The organism is Sinorhizobium glycinis, assembly GCF_001651865.1.
GTDB lineage: Bacteria > Pseudomonadota > Alphaproteobacteria > Rhizobiales > Rhizobiaceae > Sinorhizobium > Sinorhizobium glycinis.
The window spans coordinates 543,572-563,948 of record NZ_LPUX01000053.1 but is presented as its reverse complement, the minus strand read 5'-3'; the positions used below and the strand labels follow the sequence as shown (position 1 = coordinate 563,948).

The following is a 20,377-nucleotide window of genomic DNA, read 5'->3' as shown; positions in this document are numbered from 1 at the left end:
CGACGGTGATTTGCGAATTCATGGAAGCGCGTCGTAGCCCTCGCCGAAGCCCTTGAGTTCGACCGGAATGCCGATCCCTTCCTCCGGCGACTGGAAGACGATGAAGGTTGCCGTCGCGCCGGCGCGCAGTGTTTTCAGAAGCTCGTCCTCGAGCACGACCTCGGCATAACAGCCGTCGGAGAAACAGCGGACGAAATAGGCGCGGCCGATATCCTTGCCGTCGACATTGAGGCCGAGGCCGTTGGGCAGAAGCACGCCGAGCGGGGCCAGAACGCGAAGGATCTTCGCCTTGCGGTCGGCGGTCTTGAGAACGACGACCGAGAGCCCGACCTCGGGCCGGTCCTCGGCGATGACGTTCTGCATCAGCGCGCATTGTTCCGCCGAGGCGCCGGCCGGCTGATCGCAGACGATGGACCAGGCGCCGTGGTTCGACTTGACCGTCCCCGGCGTCGCGGCGGATTGCTGGGCCATGCTTGCGGCGGGGAAGACGAAGGCGGCAATTCCGAGCGCGATCAAAGCGGGCAGCCGGGAGAAGAGGGACAGGCCCATGTAAACCTCAAAACGTCGAATCATTCGGGCTATTCTTGAAGCGCACAGAGATAAATGAAAAGCCCTGCCTCTTACATTCCAGCGGCATATGGCCGAAATTGGGCCCTCTCTCGCGCCATACCTGGACGCGCCGGACTTTTCTGCCGCAGCCGCCTGGCCGATTGTCGACGAGTGCTCGAGTGGCCGCGCGTAAGCCGGGCGCGGAACGCAGCGATAACACAATCTCCGAAGCGGTGCGACGGGGACGGCCTGAAAACCTGGCTTTGTGCAAAAATGCCGCACGAGGTTCATTGCACAGATGTTGCGGCGCTGGTCAAACTGTGGTTTGAAGCGCTTCCAGTATCGCAGGGATTCTGCGTTCCGGGTTTGATCCTGATCAAGCGCATTGGGGAGACGTAATTGTGAAAAACAAGGCCTATGCAGTTCTGGCAGCGCTTGCCTGTCTGCTTTTTGCTTCGAGCGCCTTTGCTGACAAGCCTGTCGACTGGCAGACGAGCTTTCAGCCGGCCGCGACGGGCATCATGGAAGAAATCACGTGGTTTGAACAATATACCCTGTGGTTCATCATTCCGATCACGCTCCTGGTCCTCCTGCTGCTGATCGTCGTCGTCGTGAAGTTCCGCGAGCGCGCCAATCCCGTTCCCTCCCGCACCAGCCACAATACCGCGATCGAGGTCATCTGGACCGTCGGTCCGGTCATCATCCTGCTGTTCCTGGCCATTCCCTCCTTCAAGCTTCTGAACGCGCAGCTCACGCCGCCGCAGAATCCGGACCTGACGGTCAAGGCGACCGGCAACCAGTGGTACTGGTCGTACGAATATGAAGTCGGCGAAAATCCGCTGGCCTTCGATAGCCTCCTCCTGAAGGACGAGGATCGCGCCAGCGCCGGCAAGGAAGACAAGGCCGCTTATCCGCGCCTGCTCGCCGTCGACAACGAAGTCGTCGTGCCGGCCGGCAAGACCGTCCGTCTCCTGGTCACGGCCGCCGACGTCATTCATGCCTTCGCCATGCCGGCCTTCGGCGTGAAGATCGACGCCGTTCCGGGCCGCCTCAATGAAACCTGGTTCAAGGCGGACCGCGAAGGCCTCTACTATGGCCAGTGTTCCGAGCTCTGCGGCAAGGATCACGCCTATATGCCGATCGCCGTCCGCGTGGTGTCGCAGGAGAAATACGACGCCTGGCTCGCTGCCGCCGCAACCAATCTCGGCGAAGCGAACAAGGCGCTCATGGCGTCCATCGACGGCGCGGCCAAGACCGTTGACGTCGCCGCAAACGCCGCACAGTAATCGGAAGGGGAGCTCGACCCATGGCTGGAACAGCCGTTCACCACGATCACCGTCATGATCATTCCGATCATGCCCATGATGCCGACCACGCCCACAAGCCGCTGACCTTTTTTCAGCGCTGGTTCCTGTCGACCAACCACAAGGACATCGGCACGCTCTACCTGATCTTCGCGATCATCGCCGGCCTCATCGGCGGTACGCTGTCGGTCTTCATGCGCGCCGAACTGCAGGAGCCGGGCATCCAGATCTTCCACGGTCTGGCGCAGATGGTCTACGGCTTCGAGGGCGATGCTGCCATCGACGGCGGCAAGCACATGTTCAACGTCTTCACCACCGCCCACGCGCTGATCATGATCTTCTTCATGGTCATGCCGGCGCTGATCGGCGGCTTCGCCAACTGGATGGTGCCGATCATGATCGGCGCACCGGACATGGCCTTCCCGCGCATGAACAACATCTCCTTCTGGCTGATCGTGCCGGCCTTCCTGCTCGTGCTGCTTTCGATGTTCGTCGAAGGCCCGGCGGGTGCCTATGGGGCCGGCGGCGGCTGGACGATCTATCCGCCGTTCTCGACCTCCGGCATGCCGGGGCCGGCAATGGATCTGGCGATCCTCGGCCTGCATATCGCCGGCGCCTCGTCGATCCTTGGCGCGATCAACTTCATCACGACGATCCTCAACATGCGCGCCCCGGGCATGACGCTGCACAAGATGCCGCTCTTTGCCTGGTCCGTACTGATCACCGCCTTCCTTCTGCTGCTGTCGCTGCCCGTCCTGGCTGGCGCCATCACCATGCTTTTGACCGACCGCAATTTCGGCACGACGTTCTTCGCGCCCGAAGGCGGCGGTGACCCGATCCTGTTCCAGCACCTGTTCTGGTTCTTCGGTCACCCGGAAGTGTACATCCTGATCCTGCCGGGCTTCGGCATCGTCAGCCACATCATCTCGACCTTCTCGCGCAAGCCGATCTTCGGCTATCTCGGCATGGCCTATGCCATGGTCGCGATCGGCGCGGTCGGCTTCATCGTGTGGGCGCACCACATGTACACGGTCGGCATGTCGCTCGAGACGCAGCGTTACTTCGTCTTCGCGACGATGGTCATCGCGGTTCCGACGGGCGTGAAGATCTTCTCCTGGATCGCGACGATGTGGGGCGGCTCGATCCGCTTCACCACTCCGATGGTCTGGGCGATCGGTTTCATCTTCCTCTTCACCGTCGGCGGCGTCACGGGCGTCCAGCTCGCCAATGCCGGCCTCGACCGCGCCCTGCACGACACCTACTACGTGGTCGCCCACTTCCACTACGTGCTGTCGCTCGGCGCCGTCTTCGCGATCTTCGCGGCCTGGTATTACTGGTTCCCGAAGATGAGCGGCTACATGTACTCCGAGTTCCTCGGCAAGCTGCATTTCTGGGTGATGTTCGTCGGCGTGAACCTCATCTTCTTCCCGCAGCACTTCCTGGGTCTCGCCGGCATGCCGCGCCGCTACATCGACTATCCGGATGCCTTTGCCGGCTGGAACATGGTATCGTCCTACGGCTCCTACATCGCCGCCGCCGGCGTGCTGATCTTCCTCTACGGCGTCGCCGAGGCCTTCGCGAAGAAGCGCGTTGCAGGCGACAATCCGTGGGGTGAGGGCGCCAATACGCTCGAATGGCAGCTGTCCTCGCCGCCGCCGTTCCACCAGTGGGAACAGCTCCCGCGGATCAAGTGACGGACAACGAACAGAAGCCGCCGGTCACGGCGGCTTCTCCCCGCCGGCCTTCCGGCATGATGCGGCTTATCCGGCCGCAGCAAGTTCAGGAAAGAGACATGACGCTCATAGACAATCACGAGGCAGTCGGCATGGAAGGCGCCCCGCGCCTGTCCGAAGCCTCTGCGCGCGATTACTTCGAGCTCCTGAAACCGCGCGTCATGTCTCTGGTCGTCTTCACGGCCTTTGCCGGGCTCGTCCTCGCGCCCGGTTCCATCAATCCCTTCATCGGCTTCATCGCCATTCTCTGCATCGCCATCGGCGCCGGCGCCTCCGGTGCGCTGAACATGTGGTATGACGCCGACATCGATGCGGTGATGAGCCGAACCGCCAAGCGTCCCATTCCCGCCGGCAAGATCCTGCCGCAGGAAGCGCTTGCCTTCGGGCTCACCTTGTCGGCCTTTTCCGTGATCATCCTCGGACTCGCCGTAAACTGGCTCGCAGCCGGGTTGCTCGCCTTCACGATCTTCTTCTACGTGGTCATCTACACGATGTGGCTGAAGCGCTCGACGCCGCAGAACATCGTCATCGGCGGCGCCGCCGGAGCGTTCCCGCCGATGATCGGCTGGGCCTGCGTGACCGGTGGCGTGTCGGTCGAGAGCATAGTGCTCTTCCTCATCATCTTCCTCTGGACGCCGGCCCATTTCTGGGCGCTGGCGCTTTTCAAGATGGGCGACTACGGTGCCGTCGGCGTACCGATGATGCCGAACGTCTGCGGCGAGGCGACCACCAAGCGCCAGATCGTCGTGTATGCGCTGCTGACGGCGCTGAGCGGCATCTGTCCCACGCTGCTCGGCTTTGCGAGCATTGGATATGGAGCCTTCGCGACCGCCCTTGGCTTGGGCTTCATCTGGTATTCGCTCGCCGTGTTGCGCATGCCAGACGCCGACAAGCGGATGCTGCCGGCCAAGAAGCTCTTCGCCTTTTCGATCGCCTATCTCTTCGCGATCTTCTCGGCGCTGCTCATGGACCACGTGATCGCCCATGTCTGGCTCAACGCCGGAGGTGTCATCTGATGGAAACCGTCAAACTCAGCGAAGCCCAGAAGAAGTCGCGCCGCGGCCGCAACATCGCGCTCGGCCTGGTGCTCGCCGGACTTGTCGCGCTGTTCTATGTCGTCACGCTGATCAAGTTCGGCGGCGGCATGGCCCACTGAAGGTACGGCGCATGACGAAAACCCCGCAAACGCCCCGGAACCAACGCGCCAACGGCGCCATCGTCGGTGCCTGCCTTGCCTTCGCGGCAGGCATGGCCGGCATGGCCTATGCGGCCGTTCCGCTCTACGACATGTTCTGCCGGGTGACGGGCTATAACGGCACGACGCAGCGGGTCGAGCAGGCGTCCGACGTCATTCTCGACGAGAAGATCAAGGTGACCTTCGATGCGAATGTCGGGCCCGGTCTGCCATGGGATTTCGGGCCGGTCCAGCGTGACATCGACGTCAGGATCGGCGAGACCGTGCAGGTGATGTACCGCGCGAAGAACCTTTCGTCGAAGCCGACGACCGGCCAGGCGACGTTCAATGTGACGCCGATGGCGGCGGGCGCCTATTTCAACAAGGTGCAGTGCTTCTGCTTCACCGAAACGACGCTGCAGCCGAGCGAGGAAATGGAGATGCCCGTCGTCTTCTTCGTCGATCCGGAGATCGTAAAGCCGGTCGAGACCAAGGACATCAAGACACTGACGCTATCCTACACCTTCTATCCGCGCGAGCCGTCCAAGCCGGTCGCCGCGGTGAAGGACGAGGAAACTGACAACAGACTTTGAAAGGAGCGCCGTTTCGGCTATGCCGGGCGGGCGACAAGAGAGGACTATCGGGGATTACTGACATGGCCGGAGCGCATCAGAAGAATCACGACTACCACATCATCGATCCGAGCCCGTGGCCGTTGCTCGCCTCCATCGGCGCCTTCGTCATGGCCTTCGGCGGCGTCGGCCTCATGCGCTACGCTGCCGGCGGCTCGTTCAAGCTGTTCGGCCTCGAACTCGCCAATCCGTGGATATTCGCGATTGGCCTTGCGATTATCCTCTACACGATGTTCGGCTGGTGGTCGGACACGATCAAGGAAGGCCGTGAGGGTCATCACACCCGCGTCGTGTCGCTGCACCTGCGCTACGGCATGATCATGTTCATCGCCTCCGAGGTCATGTTCTTCGCCGCCTGGTTCTGGGCGTTCTTCGATGCCAGCCTGTTTGCCGGCGAACCCATCCAGGCCGCCCGCGCCGCCTATACCGGCGGCGTCTGGCCGCCGAAGGGCATCGAGGTCCTCGACCCGTGGCACCTGCCGCTCTACAACACGGTCATCCTGCTGCTTTCCGGCACCACGGTTACCTGGGCGCATCACGCGCTGCTGCATGGCGACCGCAAGGGCCTCGTCTCCGGTCTGACGCTCACCGTGCTGCTCGGCGTGCTCTTCTCCTTCGTCCAGGGCTACGAATACGCGCACGCCCCGTTCGCCTTCCGCGACTCGATCTATGGCGCCACCTTCTTCATGGCGACCGGCTTCCACGGTTTCCACGTTCTCGTCGGCACCATCTTCCTGCTGGTCTGCCTGTTCCGGGCGCTGGGAGGCGGCTTCAGCCAGCAGCATCATTTCGGTTTCGAGGCGGCTGCCTGGTACTGGCACTTCGTTGACGTGGTCTGGCTGTTCCTCTTCTTCTCCATCTACATCTGGGGGGGATGGGGAGCGCCGATCGCCCACGGCTAATGCCGGCGCGGTGCGATGATAAGGGGCGGCTGCGGCGACGCGGCCGCCCTGTTTCGTTTGAGAGCGATGGTTGGGCGATGAAGAACGCGGGTGTGTGGCTACTTGCTGCAGCATTTTTCCTGGCCGCGCCGTTTCCTATGGCGGCTGCCGAAACGGCGGACAAGGTTGTCGTCTACAAGGAGCGTCGCGTCCTGCAACTGTTCAAGGGCGAGCGGCTGCTGCGCGAGTTTCCTGTCGCGCTCGGCGGCGATCCGGTGGGAGACAAGGTACAGGAAGGCGATCGGCGGACACCGGAGGGGCGCTATGTTCTGGACTGGCGCAACGACGCGAGCAGTTTCTACCGCTCGATACACATCTCCTATCCGGCCCACGAAGATGTTGAGGCCGCGGCGGCCAAGGGCGTGCAGCCCGGCGGCATGATTATGATCCACGGACAGCCCAATTATTTCGGCTGGCTGGCCTTTTTGACGCAGATGTTCGATTGGACGGACGGCTGCATTGCCGTTACCAATGCCGAGATGGACGAAATCTGGGACATGGTCCCGAACAACACGGCGATCGAGATCAATCCATGAATGATGACAAGGCGCTATATCCGCCGGTTGACCCGATCCTGACAGGGGTCAAGGGACTTTGCCCGCGCTGCGGCCAAGGCCGCGTCTTCGATGGTTTCCTGAAGGTTCGGCCGGCCTGCGAGAGTTGCGAACTCGATTATCGCTTTGCCGACGCCGGCGATGGCCCCGTCGTTTTCGTCATTCTGATTGTCGGCTTCATTGTCGTAGGGGCTGCGCTGTGGATGGAGGTCAACCTCAATCCGCCGCTATGGCTGCACTTCCTGCTCTGGATACCCTTGGCGACGGTGTTCAGCCTTGTCCTGACGAGGATGTTGAAGGGCGTGCTGATCAATCTGCAGTATCGCAACAATGCGCGTTCGGGCGAAATTGATCGTGGCTGAGGCGCATGAGTCGACTTCACGCGGCCGCTTCGGACCGATTGCCGGTCTCGTCCTTGTCGCGATCGCCTTCATCGTGCTCATCGCGCTCGGCACATGGCAGGTGGAGCGCCTGCAATGGAAGGAGGCGCTGATCGCGGCGATCGCCGAGCGGCGGTCGGCGCCGCCGGTCTCGGTTGAGGAGATCGAGGCCATGACTGCGGCTGGCGAGGACGTCGACTATCGCACCACGCGCGTGTCTGGCGTCTACGATCACGACAAGGAGCGGCACTTCTTTGCCACGCATGAGGGGCGTACCGGCTATTACGTATTCACGCCGCTGATGCTGGCGGACGGCCGCGCCCTGTTCATCAATCGCGGCTTCGTGCCGTTCGAGAAGAAGGACGCCGCGACGCGGCCCGAGGGCGAGGTTACTGGAAACGTGACCGTCGATGGCCTGGCGCGGCCGCGACTTTCGGGTAAGCCGTCATCGCTGGTGCCCGATAACGATGTCGCCAAAAACATCTTCTATTGGAAGGATCTCGACGCGATGGCCAGCGCGGCCGGCCTTGCCGCCGATCGCGTCCTGCCCTTCTTCGTCGATGCGGATGCTTCGGCAAATCCGGGCGGCCTGCCGATTGGCGGGGTGACGCAGTTCGACCTGCCGAACAACCACCTCCAATATGCGCTCACCTGGTACGGCCTCGCGGCGGCGCTCCTTGTCGTGAGCGGAGCATATCTTTATCGCCAGCGACACAGGGATACTTCCGAAAGGTGACATGGGGAACGAATGGGTATTCTCGCCGCCATCCTGATCGCGCTTACCGCTTTGCTGCACGTCGACTTTCTCGTGCTCGAAATGTTTCTTTGGACGAAGCCCCAAGGCAGGGCGGTCTTCCGGATGACGGCGGAGCGGGCCGAGACGACGCGGGTGCTCGCGGCCAATCAGGGGCTCTATAACGGGTTCCTGGCCGCGGGTTTGCTATGGTCGCTGCTCCAGCCCGAGCCACCCTTTGCCCTGCAGCTGAAGGTGTTCTTTCTTGTGTGCGTGATCGTTGCGGCTATATATGGCGCATGGTCGGTCAAGCCCCGCATTCTCCTCGTGCAGGGCGGCCCGGCAATGCTCGCGCTCCTGTTCGTACTACTGGCGTCCTGATCAATGGCCTCATCCACGGCAGCAAAATCCCCGATCACCATACGTCTGTGCGGGCCGCGCGGCTTCTGCGCCGGCGTCGACAGGGCCATCCAGATCGTCGTGCTCGCGCTCAAGGAATTCGGTGCTCCGGTCTATGTCCGCCACGAGATCGTACACAACCGCTATGTCGTCGAGGGGCTGGAAGCGAAAGGGGCAATCTTCGTCGAGGAGCTCGACGAAATCCCGCCGGAGCATCGCAAGCAGCCGGTCGTCTTCTCCGCCCATGGCGTGCCGAAGTCGGTGCCCGCCGATGCCGATCAACGCAATCTCTTCTATCTCGACGCGACCTGTCCGCTGGTCTCGAAAGTGCACAAGCAGGCGATGCGCCACCACCGGCTGGGCCGCCATGTGGTGTTGATCGGCCATGCCGGGCATCCCGAGGTCATCGGCACGATGGGGCAATTGCCGGAGGGGGCGGTCTCCCTCATCGAGACGGTGGAGGATGCCGATGCCTATGTGCCGCCGGACCCGGACAATCTCGGCTTCGTGACGCAGACGACGCTGTCCGTCGACGACACCGCGGGGGTCATCAAGCGCTTGCATGAGCGTTTCCCCAACCTGACGGCGCCGGCGGCCGATTCCATCTGCTACGCCACGACCAACCGGCAGGAGGCGGTCAAGCAGGCGGCCCCCGGCTGCGACCTGTTCCTGGTCGTCGGTGCCCCCAACTCGTCGAATTCCAAGCGGCTCGTCGAAGTGGCATTGCGGGCCGGGGCGAAGCATGCCGTCCTCGTGCAGCGCGCCTCGGAGATCGACTGGGATGGCCTCGGCGAGATCGCCACGGTCGGGCTGTCGGCCGGCGCGTCGGCGCCGGAAGTAATCGTCAACGAGATCATCGAGGCGTTCCGCGAACGCTATCACGCGGCCGTCGAGCTCGCCGACACGGTCGAGGAGAACGAGAATTTCCTGGTCAACCGCGAGCTCCGCCATGTCGAATTGACCGTCGCCGATATGGCCTTCGTCAACGGAGAATAGGGCGCGACGATAAAGCGTTCCGCTCCACCCCTTGGAATCCTTTTCCGGAAAGTAGCACGCCTTGGCAGTTTACACCGATATCACGGAAGACGAGTTGACCCGCTTTCTGGCCGCCTATGACGTGGGGGCGCTGACCTCCTACAAGGGCATCGCCGAAGGGGTGGAGAACTCGAACTTCCTTCTCCATACGACCAAGGGCTCCTACATCCTCACGCTTTACGAAAAGCGCGTGAATGCCGATGACCTGCCGTTCTTCCTGGGGCTGATGCACCATCTCGCGGAAAGGGGGCTTTCCTGCCCGCTTCCTCTGCCGCGCGCCGATGGCGCGCTCCTCGGCACGCTGTCCGGCCGGCCGGCGGCCGTTATCTCCTTCCTCGAAGGCATGTGGCTGAGGAAGCCCGAGGCGCAGCATTGCCGCGAGGTAGGCAGGGCGCTCGCGTCGATGCACGAAGCGGCCGAAGGTTTTCCCTTGAAGCGGGCCAACGCGCTCTCCGTCGGTGGCTGGCGGCCGCTCTGGCGGAATTCCGAGGCCCGCGCCGACGAGGTGCAAGACGGACTGAAGGAGGAGATCGCGGCGGAACTCGCCTATCTCGAAGAGCATTGGCCGAGGAGCCTGCCGGCCGGCGTGATCCATGCCGATCTCTTCCCGGACAACGTCTTCTTTCTCGGCGACCGCCTTTCAGGGCTCATCGACTTCTACTTCGCCTGCAACGATTTCCTCGCCTACGACATTGCTGTCTGCCTGAACTCCTGGTGCTTCGAGAAGAACGGCTCCTACAACATCACCAAAGGCATGGCCTTGCTTTCGGGCTACGAAAGCGTGCGACAGCTGACGGCGGACGAGGTCGCGACGCTGCCGCTGCTGGCGCGCGGCTCGGCGCTGCGCTTCTTCCTGACGCGCCTCTACGACTGGCTGATGACGCCGGCCGGCGCGCTGGTGGTCAAGAAGGACCCGCTCGAATATCTGACGAAGCTCCGCTTCCATCGTGCCGTCACCTCGAGCGTCGAATACGGCCTGAGACGCCAAGAGGCTTGGCAATGAAGCACGTCGACATCTTTACCGACGGGGCCTGCTCGGGAAATCCTGGGCCCGGCGGCTGGGGTGCGGTGCTGCGCTACGGCGAGGTGGAGAAGGAGATGTTCGGCGGCGAGGCGGATACCACCAACAACCGCATGGAACTGATGGCCGCAATCTCGGCCTTGAACGCGCTGAAGCAGCCCTGCGAGGTCGATCTGCACACTGACAGCAAATATGTCATGGACGGCATCTCGAAATGGATTCACGGCTGGAAACGCAACGGTTGGAAGACGGGGGACAGGAAGCCGGTGAAGAATGGCGAGCTCTGGCAGGCGCTCGACGAGGCGAGGGGCCGCCATCAGGTGACCTGGCACTGGGTCAAGGGGCACGCCGGCCATCCGGAGAACGAGCGCGCCGATGAACTGGCACGCAAGGGCATGGAGCCGTTCAAGAAGGTGCGCCCGACGGATGCGGTGAAGTAGCGCCGCACGGCCAGGATCACTTTTGCGAATACAGGATTGTTGGGCGATTGCCCCTCACCCTAACCCTCTCCCCGCAAGCGGGGAGAGGGGACTTGCAGCGGCGCCGCGTGTCCCTTCGCCCCGCTTGCGGGGAGAAGGTGCCGGCAGGCGGATGAGGGGCCGAGACGGCGCGATGCGCTATAACTCAGAGCTGCTCCAACATCGCCGCCGCGCCGGAAACCGTCGCCTGACCGGGCGCGTCCTCGACATTCAGCGCCTTGACGACGCCATCCTCGACCAGCATCGAATAGCGCTTCGAGCGGATGCCGAGCGTGCCGGCCGAGAGATCGATATCGAGGCCGAGCGCCTTGGTGAAGGCAGCGTTCCAGTCGGACAGAAAATGGATCTTGCCCATGCCGCCCGACGCCGTTGCCCAGGCACCCATCACATGCAGGTCGTTGACGGCGACCACGGCGATATCGTCGACGCCGCGGGCGAGGATCGCGTCGCGATTTTCGAGATAGCCGGGAAGATGATTGAGCGAGCAGGTCGGGGTGAACGCTCCAGGCACGGCGAAAAGAACGACGCGCTTGCCCTTGAAGAGCTGGTCGGTGGTTACCTCGACCGGGCCGTCGGCGGTCTTTTCCTTGAAGGTTGCGTTGGGCAGCTTGTCTCCGACAGCAATGGTCACGGGGTCTCTCCTCGATTTCACTTCGCGGTTCGGCAATGGGGTTGCCGAGCCTGCGAGCGACTATAGGAGCGCGTCAGTCAAAGGCAAGCGTGGTTTCCATGCTGCGATCGCCGGCGCGCACGGTGAGAGCAATTGGTTTTCCGGCAATCGTCCGGTCCTTGCCGGCGAGCTTAACCGGAATGTCCACACGGCGATCTGCGCCGGTCAGGTCTCCGACGACCGATGGTCCGAAGGAGACCCCCGCGGGGCCGGCGAGGAAGATCTCCGGCTTTCCCGCACCTTGCGGAAGCCGGAGATCGAGGTGAATGGTGCCGGCAGCCGCGTCGAAGACCGCCTTCGCAATCCTGAAGTCACCCGATGGCGGCTCCGGAAGCGCTGCGACGGCCTTCTCAATGCGGGCGCTGTCCAGCGGATTGTCGAAATCGCCGCTTTTCAGCGCCAGATCGAGCGTCCCCTGAACCGGGATACAGATGTCCTCGCAAACGCCGAGGAACACGGAAGCGCGGACCGCCAGATCCTTTTCGTCGCTCACCCGTTTCAGTACCAGCGGGAAGGCGACCGAACTGTCGTAACCCGCATAGCGCCCCGGTCCCTCGCCAAAGGTCTTCGGTGCGGGAAAGCGGATCGCCTCCAGGGCGATGCCGCCGGCCGGATCGAGCGTGACCTGCGGCGGTATTCCGCTCGCGCCCGGGTCGCGCCAGTAGGTCTTCCAGCCGGGCTCGAGCTTGATCTCGAGAATGGCGGGAATGGAGCCATCCGGTCTGGGCTGGGAGGCGACGATGCGGATTGCGCCGCCGGGAGAGGTTACCCATGCGCTGGCGGCCGCCTGGGCCTGGACCGGCAGAAAAATAGCGACGAGAAGACTTGCCTTCGCGAGGTGCTGAGCCATCTTCTTCCTGGTTCGGCGTCTGGTCATCACCTAGCACTAGCGCGTTTCGGCATCAGTCTCCAGCCGCCGCGAGAGGCTCGCGATCATATCTGCTTGATCGGCCCATGTTGGATGATGTGGTTCCGCCCGTTTCCGGGCTCTAACTTGCGTTTCGATTAGCTTCTTGATCGTTGGGGCTCGAAATCAACGCGAAAGAGCGTCGTGCGTGCAAATTTCGGCCCGCGCCACGTAGAGGCGCTTTTCATTTCGTGCCGAATTGGTAGGCTATCTTCATTATGGCAACAAGCGTGCAGCAGAAGATACGCGAACGTGGTTTCCTTGACGGTCAGTTCCTGATCGCCATGCCCAGCATGTTCGATGCCAATTTTGCCCGCACGGTCATCTTCGTCTGCGCTCATTCGGAAGACGGCGCGATGGGCTTCGTGTTGAACCGGCCTCAGCGGCTGACCTTTCCCGACGTGCTCCTGCACCTTCAGCTGCTTGACCCGGACGAAGCGATCCGGCTGCCTTCGGCGGCCCGTGAATTCCAGATCCAGGCCGGCGGGCCCGTCGAAACCGGCCGTGGCTTCGTGCTGCATTCGGACGATTACCTGAGCGATTCGAGCATCCCGGTCAGCGACGATATCTGCCTGACGGCGACGCTCGACATCGTCAAGGCGATTTCGCGCGGCGAGGGACCAATCAAGGCCACGATGCTGCTCGGCTATGCCGGCTGGGGACCGGGGCAGCTCGAAAACGAAATCTCCAGCAACGGCTGGTTGACGTGCCCGGCGCGCGAGGAGCTGATCTTCAGCCGTGACCTCGACGAGAAATACGATCGAGCGCTTGCGATGATGGGCATTTCTTCGGCTATGCTCTCCTCTGACGCCGGCCACGCCTGACAGGCATCCTGCCGCTTTCCGCCCTTACGCCCTCTTCATGAGCGGAAACCGCTCCTTAAGGAGCCGCAGGATCGATTCCGACCCGACGGGTGGTCCGAACAGGAAGCTCTGGCCGTAGTCGCAGCCCATCTGCGCGAGCTGGATCGCATCCTCCTCCGACTCGATGCCTTCGGCGACGACCCGCATGTCGAGTTCGCGCGCCATGGCGATCACCGATCGCAGCACAACGCCGCGCTTGTCGCTCGGATCGCGCACTAGCGCTTTGTCGATCTTGATCGTGTCGAAGGGGAAACGGGTCAGATAGGAAAGCGAGGAATGGCCGGTGCCGAAATCGTCGAGCGCGAGCCGCAGTCCCGCTTCCCTGAGCTTTTCGAGAACGAGACGGGCCTGTTCCGGATTTTCCATCACCAGCGATTCGGTTAGCTCCATCTTCACCTTGGCCGGGTCGCAGCGGTTCTTGTTGAGGATGGCGCGGACGTCGTCATAAAGGCCGCTGTTCAGGAGCTGCGCGCTCGACAGGTTGATCGAGACGAAGATCGGCAGATCGCCGGTCTGGATCTGCCATTCGGAAAGGTCGCTCGTCGCCCGGTCGAAGGCGAACATGCCGAGCTGGTTGATGATGTCGGAATTTTCGGCGATCGGGATGAATTCGGTCGGCGAAATATTGCCGCGCTTCGGATGGTCCCAACGCATCAGCGCCTCGAAACCGGCGACCTCGGCGTCGCTGAGACGCACGATCGGCTGGTAGACGAGCGACAGCTCCTTGCGTTCGATCGCCCGCTTCAGATCCGCTTCGAGCTGAAGGCGATCCGATCCGGATGTCCGGAAGGCTGGCCGGAAGGGTTCGACGCGGTTGCCGCCCTCCTTCTTGGCGCGGAACATTGCAAGCTCGGCATCGTCGAGCAGGCTTGCGGCGCTCTGCTCCTGATCGAGCCAGGATACGAGGCCGATCGAAGCGGTGAGGTTGATTTCGCGGTTGCCGTAGTTGAGCGGTACCATGATCGCCTTGCTGACCGCATCGGCGAAATCGGCGATCTTCGCCGGGTCGCGTTCGGACATGAGGATCAGCCCGAACTGGTCGCCGCCGAGGCGGGCGAGCGTGTCCTGCGGGCGCAGGAGCCGGCGCAGCCGCCGCGTCAGCGCGATCAGAATGTTGTCGCCGGCGGCAATCCCGAGCAGGTCGTTGACCTGCTTGTAGCGGTCGATGTCCATGGCGAGAACCGTCGGCCGCGTCGCCGCGGCGCCGTCGGACATCAACAGGATCGCCTGCAGGCGGTCGAGGAAAACCTGGCGGTTCGGCAGGCCGGTGAGGTTGTCGAGGAGCGCGTTCTGCAGGAGCCGCTCGACCGAATTGCGCTGTTCGGTGATGTCGACGATGGTGCCGACGCAGCGGATGATCTCGCCATTGGCGCCCAGTACCGGCCGGGCCCGGATCGACAGCCAGTGATAATGGCCGTCCTCGGCGCGCGCACGAAACTCATGGTTCAACCGGCCGCGCCTGTGTTCGAGAAGCACATCCAGCGTTGCCCGGAAACGGTCGCGGTCATCCGGATGCAGCCGCGGCACCCAATTGCGGACCGGTCCGCTCATCGTGCCGAGCGAGAGGCCGAGCTGGTGCGAAATATCCGGGATCGTGACGACCCGGTCGCGCGCGACGTCCCAGTCCCAGACGGTGTCTCCCGAACCGGTCAGCGCCAGCGCCTGCCGCTCGAGGTCCGAGAAGAGGCCCTGCTGGTAGGCGCCGCCGGCGAAGGCGTGCTGCATGACCGTGAAGCCGATTAGCAGGACGATCAGCACGAGGCCGCCGCCAAGCGCCGGCTGGACGATATCATTGGCGAGCTGGCCGGTAACCGCGAGCCACGCGCCGAACAGCCAGACGAGGATCAGGAGCCAGGCCGGAACGAGGAGGATGGCGCGGTCGTAACGGTTGAAGCCGAGATAGGCGATCAGCGCGATACCGGCGGTCGCGGTCAGCGCGAAGGAGAGGCGGGCGATGCCGGAGGCAATGGCCGGGTCATAGACGGCGACCCCGAAGAGCAGGCCGAGACCGAGAATCCAGGCGAGCGTCGCATAGCCGAGATGCTGGTGCCAACGGTTGAGGTTCAGATAGGTGAAAAGGAAGATCACCAGGCCGGCCGCCAGGAAGACCTCCGTTCCGGCTCGCCATATGCGCTCGTCATCCGCCGTTACGCTGATCAGCTTCGAGAGAAAGCCGAAGTCGACGCAGATATAGGCCAGAACGGCCCAGGCGAGCGCCGCCGTTGCCGGCAGCATCGAGGTGCCTTTGACGACGAAGAGAATGGTCAGGAACACTGCGAGCAGCCCGGCGATCCCCAGCACGATGCCGCGATAGAGCGTAAAGGCGTTGACCGTGTCCTTGTAGGCGTCCGGCTGCCAGAGATAGATCTGCGGCAGCTCCGGCGTCGCAAGCTCGGCGACGAAGGTGATGACGGCGCCGGGGTTGAGCGTGATGCGGAACACATCTGCCTCGTCGCTCGGCTGCCGGTCGAGGGCGAAACCTTCGCTCGGCGTGATCGACAGGATGCGTTGCGAGCCGAGATCCGGCCAGAACAGTTTCGAATTGACCAGCCGGAAATGCGGCGCGACGATCACCCGCTCGAGCTGCTCTTCGGAAACATTGGCAAGCGCGAAGACGGCCCAGTCGCCCTGGTGATGCTCCGTGCTCGATCTGACTTCGATGCGCCGCACGATGCCGTCCGTTCCGGGGGCGGTGGACACCTGGAAAGCCTCGCCGCGGCCCGAGTAGATTTCCGTCGTGGCGGTCAGGTCGAGCGCGGTGTCCTCGCGCGAGATCTTCACGGGCTCGAGCGCATGGGCGAGGCCGCCCGCGACGCCGAAGATGAAAACGGCGAATGCGACCAGAAACGCCGCCAGCCTTGCGGCTGGCCATGCGAACGGCTTGCGGGTCAGGGGCATCAAAGGGGCATATTCCTGTTCGGTACGGCATCCGCGGACAGAAGCGAAAACATCAAGTGATCGCGCCACTGGCCGTTTATCTTCAAGTACTGTCTCAAGTAGCCTTCGCGCTCAAAGCCGGCCTTTTCAAGGAGCCGAATGCTCCGTGTGTTTTCTGGAATACAGGCTGCTTCGATACGGTGCAACTCGAGGGTCGAAAAGATATAGGGGATCGTCAGCCGCAGCCCCTCGTGCATGTGCCCCCGACCGGCGAATTTCTGCCCCATCCAGTAGCCTATCATGCAGTTCTGCGCCGCGCCCCGACGAATATGGCCGATCGTCAGGCCGCCAAGCAGGGTCTCGTCGGATCGGCGGAACAGGAACAGCGGCACCGCCTGGCCGGAGGCATATTCCTGTTCGTTGCGGATGACGCGGCTGCGAAACGCTCCCTCGGTCATCTCGTCGGTCCGCCAGGTCGGCTCCCAAGGTTCCAGGAAGGCGCGGCTTTCGCTGCGCAATTGGTACCACTGCCGGTAGTCGGCGTAGCGGGGGAGGCGGAGAATGTAATCCTTGTTGGCGATCTCGACCGATTCGGGCTGCCGCGACAGGAACCGAAAAACCGATCGTGCCATATACGCCTCCGGGCCCATATTCGCATGCCGGCGGGTGGAGATCGGCTTAATGCTCTTTCCCATCCCGCTCAGGTCAACTTACGCAGCCGGGCCGAATGGCAGCCCGGAACACGCCATCATTCCCAAGGATCTCGAAGGCGCTGTCTCATTGCGAAGCGTTGCACAAGTCAGCGCCTAAATCGAATCCGATTTTAAGATTGTGCAAGAAAAACACGGTTCTCGCGGGGGCTCGGCACGCGATCCCGCGAACTACAGCGCCGTGCGTCTTATCAGACGCACAAAGGACGCTGTAGCACTTTGAATCGCTGCATGTTTTTTCCTTAAATCGGCTACGATTTAAGGAAACATGCAGTAGGATGTGCCGCTAACCGGCGAGGGCTTGGACGGCGGCGGGCTTGGTGTTGAGAGACGACAGAATGTCGCTCATCGGGGCGAGCTGATCGAGGGGGCCGATGGCCGAAAGGGTCGGGACCGTATCGAAGAAGAGCCGACCGGCAAGGTCGGTCAGCCGCTCTATCGTGATGCCGGACAGCCGTTCCATCAGTTCCTCATTGGGAATGGGACGGCCATAGAGCATCATCTGGCGGGCGATCTGGCCGGCGCGTGCCGCCGGGCTTTCCTGCCCCATCAGCAGTTGCGCCCGGATCTGCGCACGGGCACGCTCGATCTCCTGCTGGTCGATGCTCGTCGAGGACTTGCGCAACTCCTCGATGATCACCGGCATAAGTTCGGGCAGGTTCTCGCCGCCCGTTGCGGCGTGGATGCCGAAGATGCCGGTGTCGGAAAAGCCCCAATGGAAGGCGTAGACCGAATAACAGAGGCCGCGACGTTCGCGCACTTCCTGGAAGAGGCGCGAGGACATGCCGCCGCCGAGGATGTTGGCAAGGATCTGCGAGCAGTAAAAGTCCCGGGCGTGATAGGCCTTCCCTTCGAAGCCGAGCAGCACCTGCGCGTCCATCAGGTCCCGGCTCTCGCGGCTGTCGCCGCCGGTGTACTGCGCCGTATCGAGGACCGGAGGCGACAGCGGCGCGACGGGCAGGGCGGAAAAGCGCTCCTGCACCTGACGCACGATCGTATCGTGGTCGACGGCGCCGGCGGCAACGATGAACATTCTGTCGGTCGTATAGTTGCGGCCGAGATATTGGCGGATCTGGTCCGGTGTGAACGACATCACCGTTTCGGGCGTGCCGAGGATGGGGCGCCCGACGGTCTGGTCGCGATAGGCGGTCTCGGCGAAGCGGTCGAAGACGACATCATCCGGCGTGTCGTCGGCCGCGCCGATCTCCTGCAGGATGACGTGCTTCTCGCGCCTGAGCTCTTCCTCGTCGAAAGTGGATTCCGTGAGGATGTCCGCAAGAATGTCGATCGCCAGCGGCACGTGGTCCTTGAGCACCCGGGCGTAGTAGGAGGTCGTCTCGGTGGAGGTGGCGGCGTTCACCTCGCCGCCGACGTTTTCGATCTCTTCAGCGATCTGGCGGGCGCTGCGCCGCCTCGTCCCCTTGAAAGCCATGTGCTCCAGCAGATGCGCAATTCCGTGTTCATCCACGGTCTCGTTGCGCGAACCGGACTTGATCCAGACCCCGAGCGCCACGCTTTCCAGATGCGGCATTCGCTCGGTTACCACCGTCAGCCCGGAAGGGAGCCGGGTGCACTCAACTTTCATCATCCGTTTCTTTCGTTCTTCTAGTCCCGAACGCGGGTACGCTCGCCGATGAAGGTTTCGACGCTTTTCAGCTCCGCATCCAGGATATCGAAACGCTCCGCCCTGGTCATGAGATCAGCAAGCCACGTCGGAAGCGCGGGGTCAATACCACTTGCCGATTTTACCGCGTCCGGAAATTTCGCGGGGTGGGCGGTCCCGAGCGTCACCATCGGCGCCGACGATTTCTCGTGCTTGGCGGCGACTGAGACGCCGATTGCCGTATGCGGATCAAGCAGATAGCCCGTCTTCTCGAAGGTCTTCCGGATCGTCGCCGCCACCTGCTTCTCCGAGGCGCGGCCGGCGCGGAATTCCTTGCGGATTTTTTTTAGTGCGCCCTCATCGATCGCGAAGGAACCGGATTGCTTCAGGCTTGCCATTGCGGCGCGCACCCCTGCCGCCTCGCGCCCAAAGGCTTCGAACAGGAGCCGCTCGAAGTTGGATGAGATCTGGATATCCATCGAGGGTGAGGTTGTCGCCTTGACCTCGCGCATCTCGTAGCGGCCGGTCTTCAGCGTGCGCGCCAGAATGTCGTTTTCGTTGGTGGCGATGACCAGCTTGTCGATCGGCAGGCCCATACGCTTGGCGACATAGCCGGCGAAAATGTCGCCGAAGTTGCCGGTCGGCACGGTGAAGGAGATCTTCCGGTCCGGGCCGCCGAGCGCGATCGCCGTCGTGAAATAATAGACGATCTGCGCCATGATGCGCGCCCAGTTGATCGAGTTGACGCCCGAGAGCTTCACGCGGTCACGGAAAGCCGTGTCGTTGAACATGGCTTTGACGAGATTCTGGCAGTCGTCGAAATTGCCCTTGATGGCGATCGCATGGACGTTCGCCGCACTGGCGGTCGTCATCTGCCTCTGCTGCACCGGCGAAACCTTGCCGTGGGGGAACAGGATGAAGATGTCGGTCCGTTCGCGGCCTGCAAAGGCGTCGATCGCAGCACCCCCCGTATCGCCCGAGGTTGCCCCGACGATCGTCGCCCGTTCGCTGCGCTCGGCGAGCACATGGTCCATGAGGCGGGCCAGCAATTGCATGGCGACGTCCTTGAAGGCCAATGTCGAACCGTGGAAGAGTTCCATGACGAAGGAGTTGGGGCCGGTCTGGACGAGGGGCGCGATGGCCGGATGGCGGAAAGTGGCATAGGCCTCGTCGATCATCTCGCGGAATTTCGCCGCCGGGATTTCGCCGTTCGTGAACGGTTCGAGAACGGCGAAGGCGACTTCCTGATAGGACTTGCCGCGCAACGCCCGGATTTCCTTTTTCGGAAAGGTCGGCCATTCCTTCGGCAGGTACAGGCCACCGTCACGAGCAAGTCCCGCCAGGAGAGCGTCGCAGAAACCGAGGGGCGCCGCTTCCCCGCGCGTCGAAATATACTTCACCTTCTTCATCCTTCGTTACCGCATCTCAAAGTTACAGCAGGCAGGTGGGCGGACGATCCGCACCCTCACCGCGCTATCACGCCGGCGTTGCATATCCTTTAAGGGAGAGCCGCCGCCCAGCCACCTATTTGTTCCAGCTCGCCGAATATCGCGCGGACATTCTTGTCACCATGGCAAATTTCCGAGCCTCTTCGGAATTTGGGGCTGACAACGGCCGACCGGTCGATTTTTCGTTTTGCCGCTGCTATAGACGATGCCCGGTGGCCAAGAAAGGCCTTCATCGAGTGTCGGTCTGGAGGAGGAGGGGGTTGCGCATGGGTTCCTGCTCCGGCCGTGGAAGGGATCGCGACAGCTTCGGCCTCTCAGGCCACAACTGCCGTGATCTGGAAGTTTCACCAGTTCAGTAGGGGTTG

General features: G+C 62.7%; 21 protein-coding genes. 14 read left to right on the top strand and 7 right to left on the bottom strand.

Annotation, left to right across the window (positions count from 1 at the left end):
• Positions 1 to 18: 18 nt before the first annotated feature.
• Positions 19 to 573, bottom strand: a complete 555-nt coding sequence (locus tag AU381_RS07630) for an invasion associated locus B family protein (protein ID WP_425288613.1) — start codon at positions 571 to 573, stop codon at positions 19 to 21.
• Between the two features lie 377 nt (positions 574 to 950).
• Between AU381_RS07630 and coxB the strand changes: the two genes are divergently transcribed.
• From coxB to rnhA, 13 genes are all read left to right on the top strand, one after another.
• The gene (gene coxB / locus AU381_RS07625) at positions 951 to 1,835 is read left to right on the top strand and encodes a cytochrome c oxidase subunit II (protein WP_064241143.1); all 885 of its coding nucleotides are present in this window, start codon (positions 951 to 953) and stop codon (positions 1,833 to 1,835) included.
• Between the two features lie 20 nt (positions 1,836 to 1,855).
• On the top strand, positions 1,856 to 3,547 hold the full coding sequence (gene ctaD, locus AU381_RS07620; RefSeq protein WP_064241142.1) for a cytochrome c oxidase subunit I: 1,692 nt from the start codon (positions 1,856 to 1,858) through the stop codon (positions 3,545 to 3,547).
• A 98-nt stretch (positions 3,548 to 3,645) separates the two neighbouring features.
• Complete coding sequence (locus tag AU381_RS07615; protein ID WP_064241141.1) at positions 3,646 to 4,602, top strand: heme o synthase; 957 nt, start codon at positions 3,646 to 3,648, stop codon at positions 4,600 to 4,602.
• A complete protein-coding gene (locus AU381_RS30250) occupies positions 4,602 to 4,742 on the top strand; it encodes a hypothetical protein (RefSeq protein ID WP_082909704.1) in 141 nt (46 codons plus the stop codon). Before AU381_RS07615 ends, AU381_RS30250 begins: the two co-directional genes overlap by 1 nt.
• A gap of 11 nt (positions 4,743 to 4,753) precedes the next feature.
• Positions 4,754 to 5,353 carry a cytochrome c oxidase assembly protein gene (locus AU381_RS07610; RefSeq protein ID WP_064241140.1) on the top strand — a complete coding sequence of 200 codons (600 nt, stop codon included), beginning with the start codon at positions 4,754 to 4,756 and terminating at the stop codon, positions 5,351 to 5,353.
• Between the two features lie 62 nt (positions 5,354 to 5,415).
• The gene (locus AU381_RS07605) at positions 5,416 to 6,294 is read left to right on the top strand and encodes a cytochrome c oxidase subunit 3 (RefSeq protein ID WP_064241139.1); all 879 of its coding nucleotides are present in this window, start codon (positions 5,416 to 5,418) and stop codon (positions 6,292 to 6,294) included.
• Positions 6,295 to 6,371: 77 nt separating this feature from the next.
• Positions 6,372 to 6,869, top strand: coding sequence for a L,D-transpeptidase family protein (locus AU381_RS07600; protein WP_425288612.1), 498 nt, complete (start codon positions 6,372 to 6,374; stop codon positions 6,867 to 6,869).
• Positions 6,866 to 7,249, top strand: a complete 384-nt coding sequence (locus tag AU381_RS07595) for a DUF983 domain-containing protein (RefSeq protein WP_064241137.1) — start codon at positions 6,866 to 6,868, stop codon at positions 7,247 to 7,249. Before AU381_RS07600 ends, AU381_RS07595 begins: the two co-directional genes overlap by 4 nt.
• The gene (locus tag AU381_RS07590) at positions 7,218 to 8,003 is read left to right on the top strand and encodes an SURF1 family protein (RefSeq protein ID WP_064241136.1); all 786 of its coding nucleotides are present in this window, start codon (positions 7,218 to 7,220) and stop codon (positions 8,001 to 8,003) included. Before AU381_RS07595 ends, AU381_RS07590 begins: the two co-directional genes overlap by 32 nt.
• A gap of 12 nt (positions 8,004 to 8,015) precedes the next feature.
• Complete coding sequence (locus AU381_RS07585; RefSeq protein WP_064241135.1) at positions 8,016 to 8,381, top strand: DUF1304 domain-containing protein; 366 nt, start codon at positions 8,016 to 8,018, stop codon at positions 8,379 to 8,381.
• Positions 8,382 to 8,384: 3 nt separating this feature from the next.
• Positions 8,385 to 9,395 (top strand): 4-hydroxy-3-methylbut-2-enyl diphosphate reductase, encoded by a 1,011-nt coding sequence (gene ispH, locus AU381_RS07580; protein WP_064241134.1) that lies wholly within the window; start codon positions 8,385 to 8,387, stop codon positions 9,393 to 9,395.
• A 61-nt stretch (positions 9,396 to 9,456) separates the two neighbouring features.
• Positions 9,457 to 10,437, top strand: a complete 981-nt coding sequence (locus tag AU381_RS07575) for a homoserine kinase (protein WP_064241133.1) — start codon at positions 9,457 to 9,459, stop codon at positions 10,435 to 10,437.
• Positions 10,434 to 10,895 (top strand): ribonuclease HI, encoded by a 462-nt coding sequence (gene rnhA / locus AU381_RS07570; protein ID WP_064241132.1) that lies wholly within the window; start codon positions 10,434 to 10,436, stop codon positions 10,893 to 10,895. Before AU381_RS07575 ends, rnhA begins: the two co-directional genes overlap by 4 nt.
• Before the next feature lie 184 nt (positions 10,896 to 11,079).
• Here the strand turns inward: rnhA and AU381_RS07565 are convergent, their stop codons facing one another.
• The gene (locus tag AU381_RS07565) at positions 11,080 to 11,565 is read right to left on the bottom strand and encodes a peroxiredoxin (protein WP_064241131.1); all 486 of its coding nucleotides are present in this window, start codon (positions 11,563 to 11,565) and stop codon (positions 11,080 to 11,082) included.
• A gap of 73 nt (positions 11,566 to 11,638) precedes the next feature.
• A complete protein-coding gene (locus tag AU381_RS07560) occupies positions 11,639 to 12,481 on the bottom strand; it encodes a protein-disulfide reductase DsbD domain-containing protein (protein ID WP_064241130.1) in 843 nt (280 codons plus the stop codon).
• A gap of 248 nt (positions 12,482 to 12,729) precedes the next feature.
• Between AU381_RS07560 and AU381_RS07555 the strand changes: the two genes are divergently transcribed.
• The gene (locus AU381_RS07555) at positions 12,730 to 13,335 is read left to right on the top strand and encodes a YqgE/AlgH family protein (RefSeq protein WP_064241129.1); all 606 of its coding nucleotides are present in this window, start codon (positions 12,730 to 12,732) and stop codon (positions 13,333 to 13,335) included.
• Between the two features lie 24 nt (positions 13,336 to 13,359).
• Here AU381_RS07555 and AU381_RS07550 read toward each other — a convergent pair whose 3' ends face one another.
• The 4 genes from AU381_RS07550 to thrC form a co-directional block, all read right to left on the bottom strand.
• Positions 13,360 to 16,272: an EAL domain-containing protein gene (locus AU381_RS07550; RefSeq protein WP_064241128.1), complete on the bottom strand. Its 2,913-nt coding sequence runs from the start codon at positions 16,270 to 16,272 to the stop codon at positions 13,360 to 13,362.
• Positions 16,272 to 16,883 (bottom strand): GNAT family N-acetyltransferase, encoded by a 612-nt coding sequence (locus tag AU381_RS07545; RefSeq protein ID WP_064241127.1) that lies wholly within the window; start codon positions 16,881 to 16,883, stop codon positions 16,272 to 16,274. The genes AU381_RS07550 and AU381_RS07545 overlap by 1 nt, the downstream gene beginning before the upstream one ends.
• 364 nt (positions 16,884 to 17,247) lie before the next feature.
• Positions 17,248 to 18,549 (bottom strand): M16 family metallopeptidase, encoded by a 1,302-nt coding sequence (locus tag AU381_RS07540; protein WP_082909701.1) that lies wholly within the window; start codon positions 18,547 to 18,549, stop codon positions 17,248 to 17,250.
• A gap of 17 nt (positions 18,550 to 18,566) precedes the next feature.
• A complete protein-coding gene (gene thrC, locus AU381_RS07535) occupies positions 18,567 to 19,973 on the bottom strand; it encodes a threonine synthase (RefSeq protein ID WP_174552522.1) in 1,407 nt (468 codons plus the stop codon).
• Positions 19,974 to 20,377 lie beyond the last annotated feature (404 nt).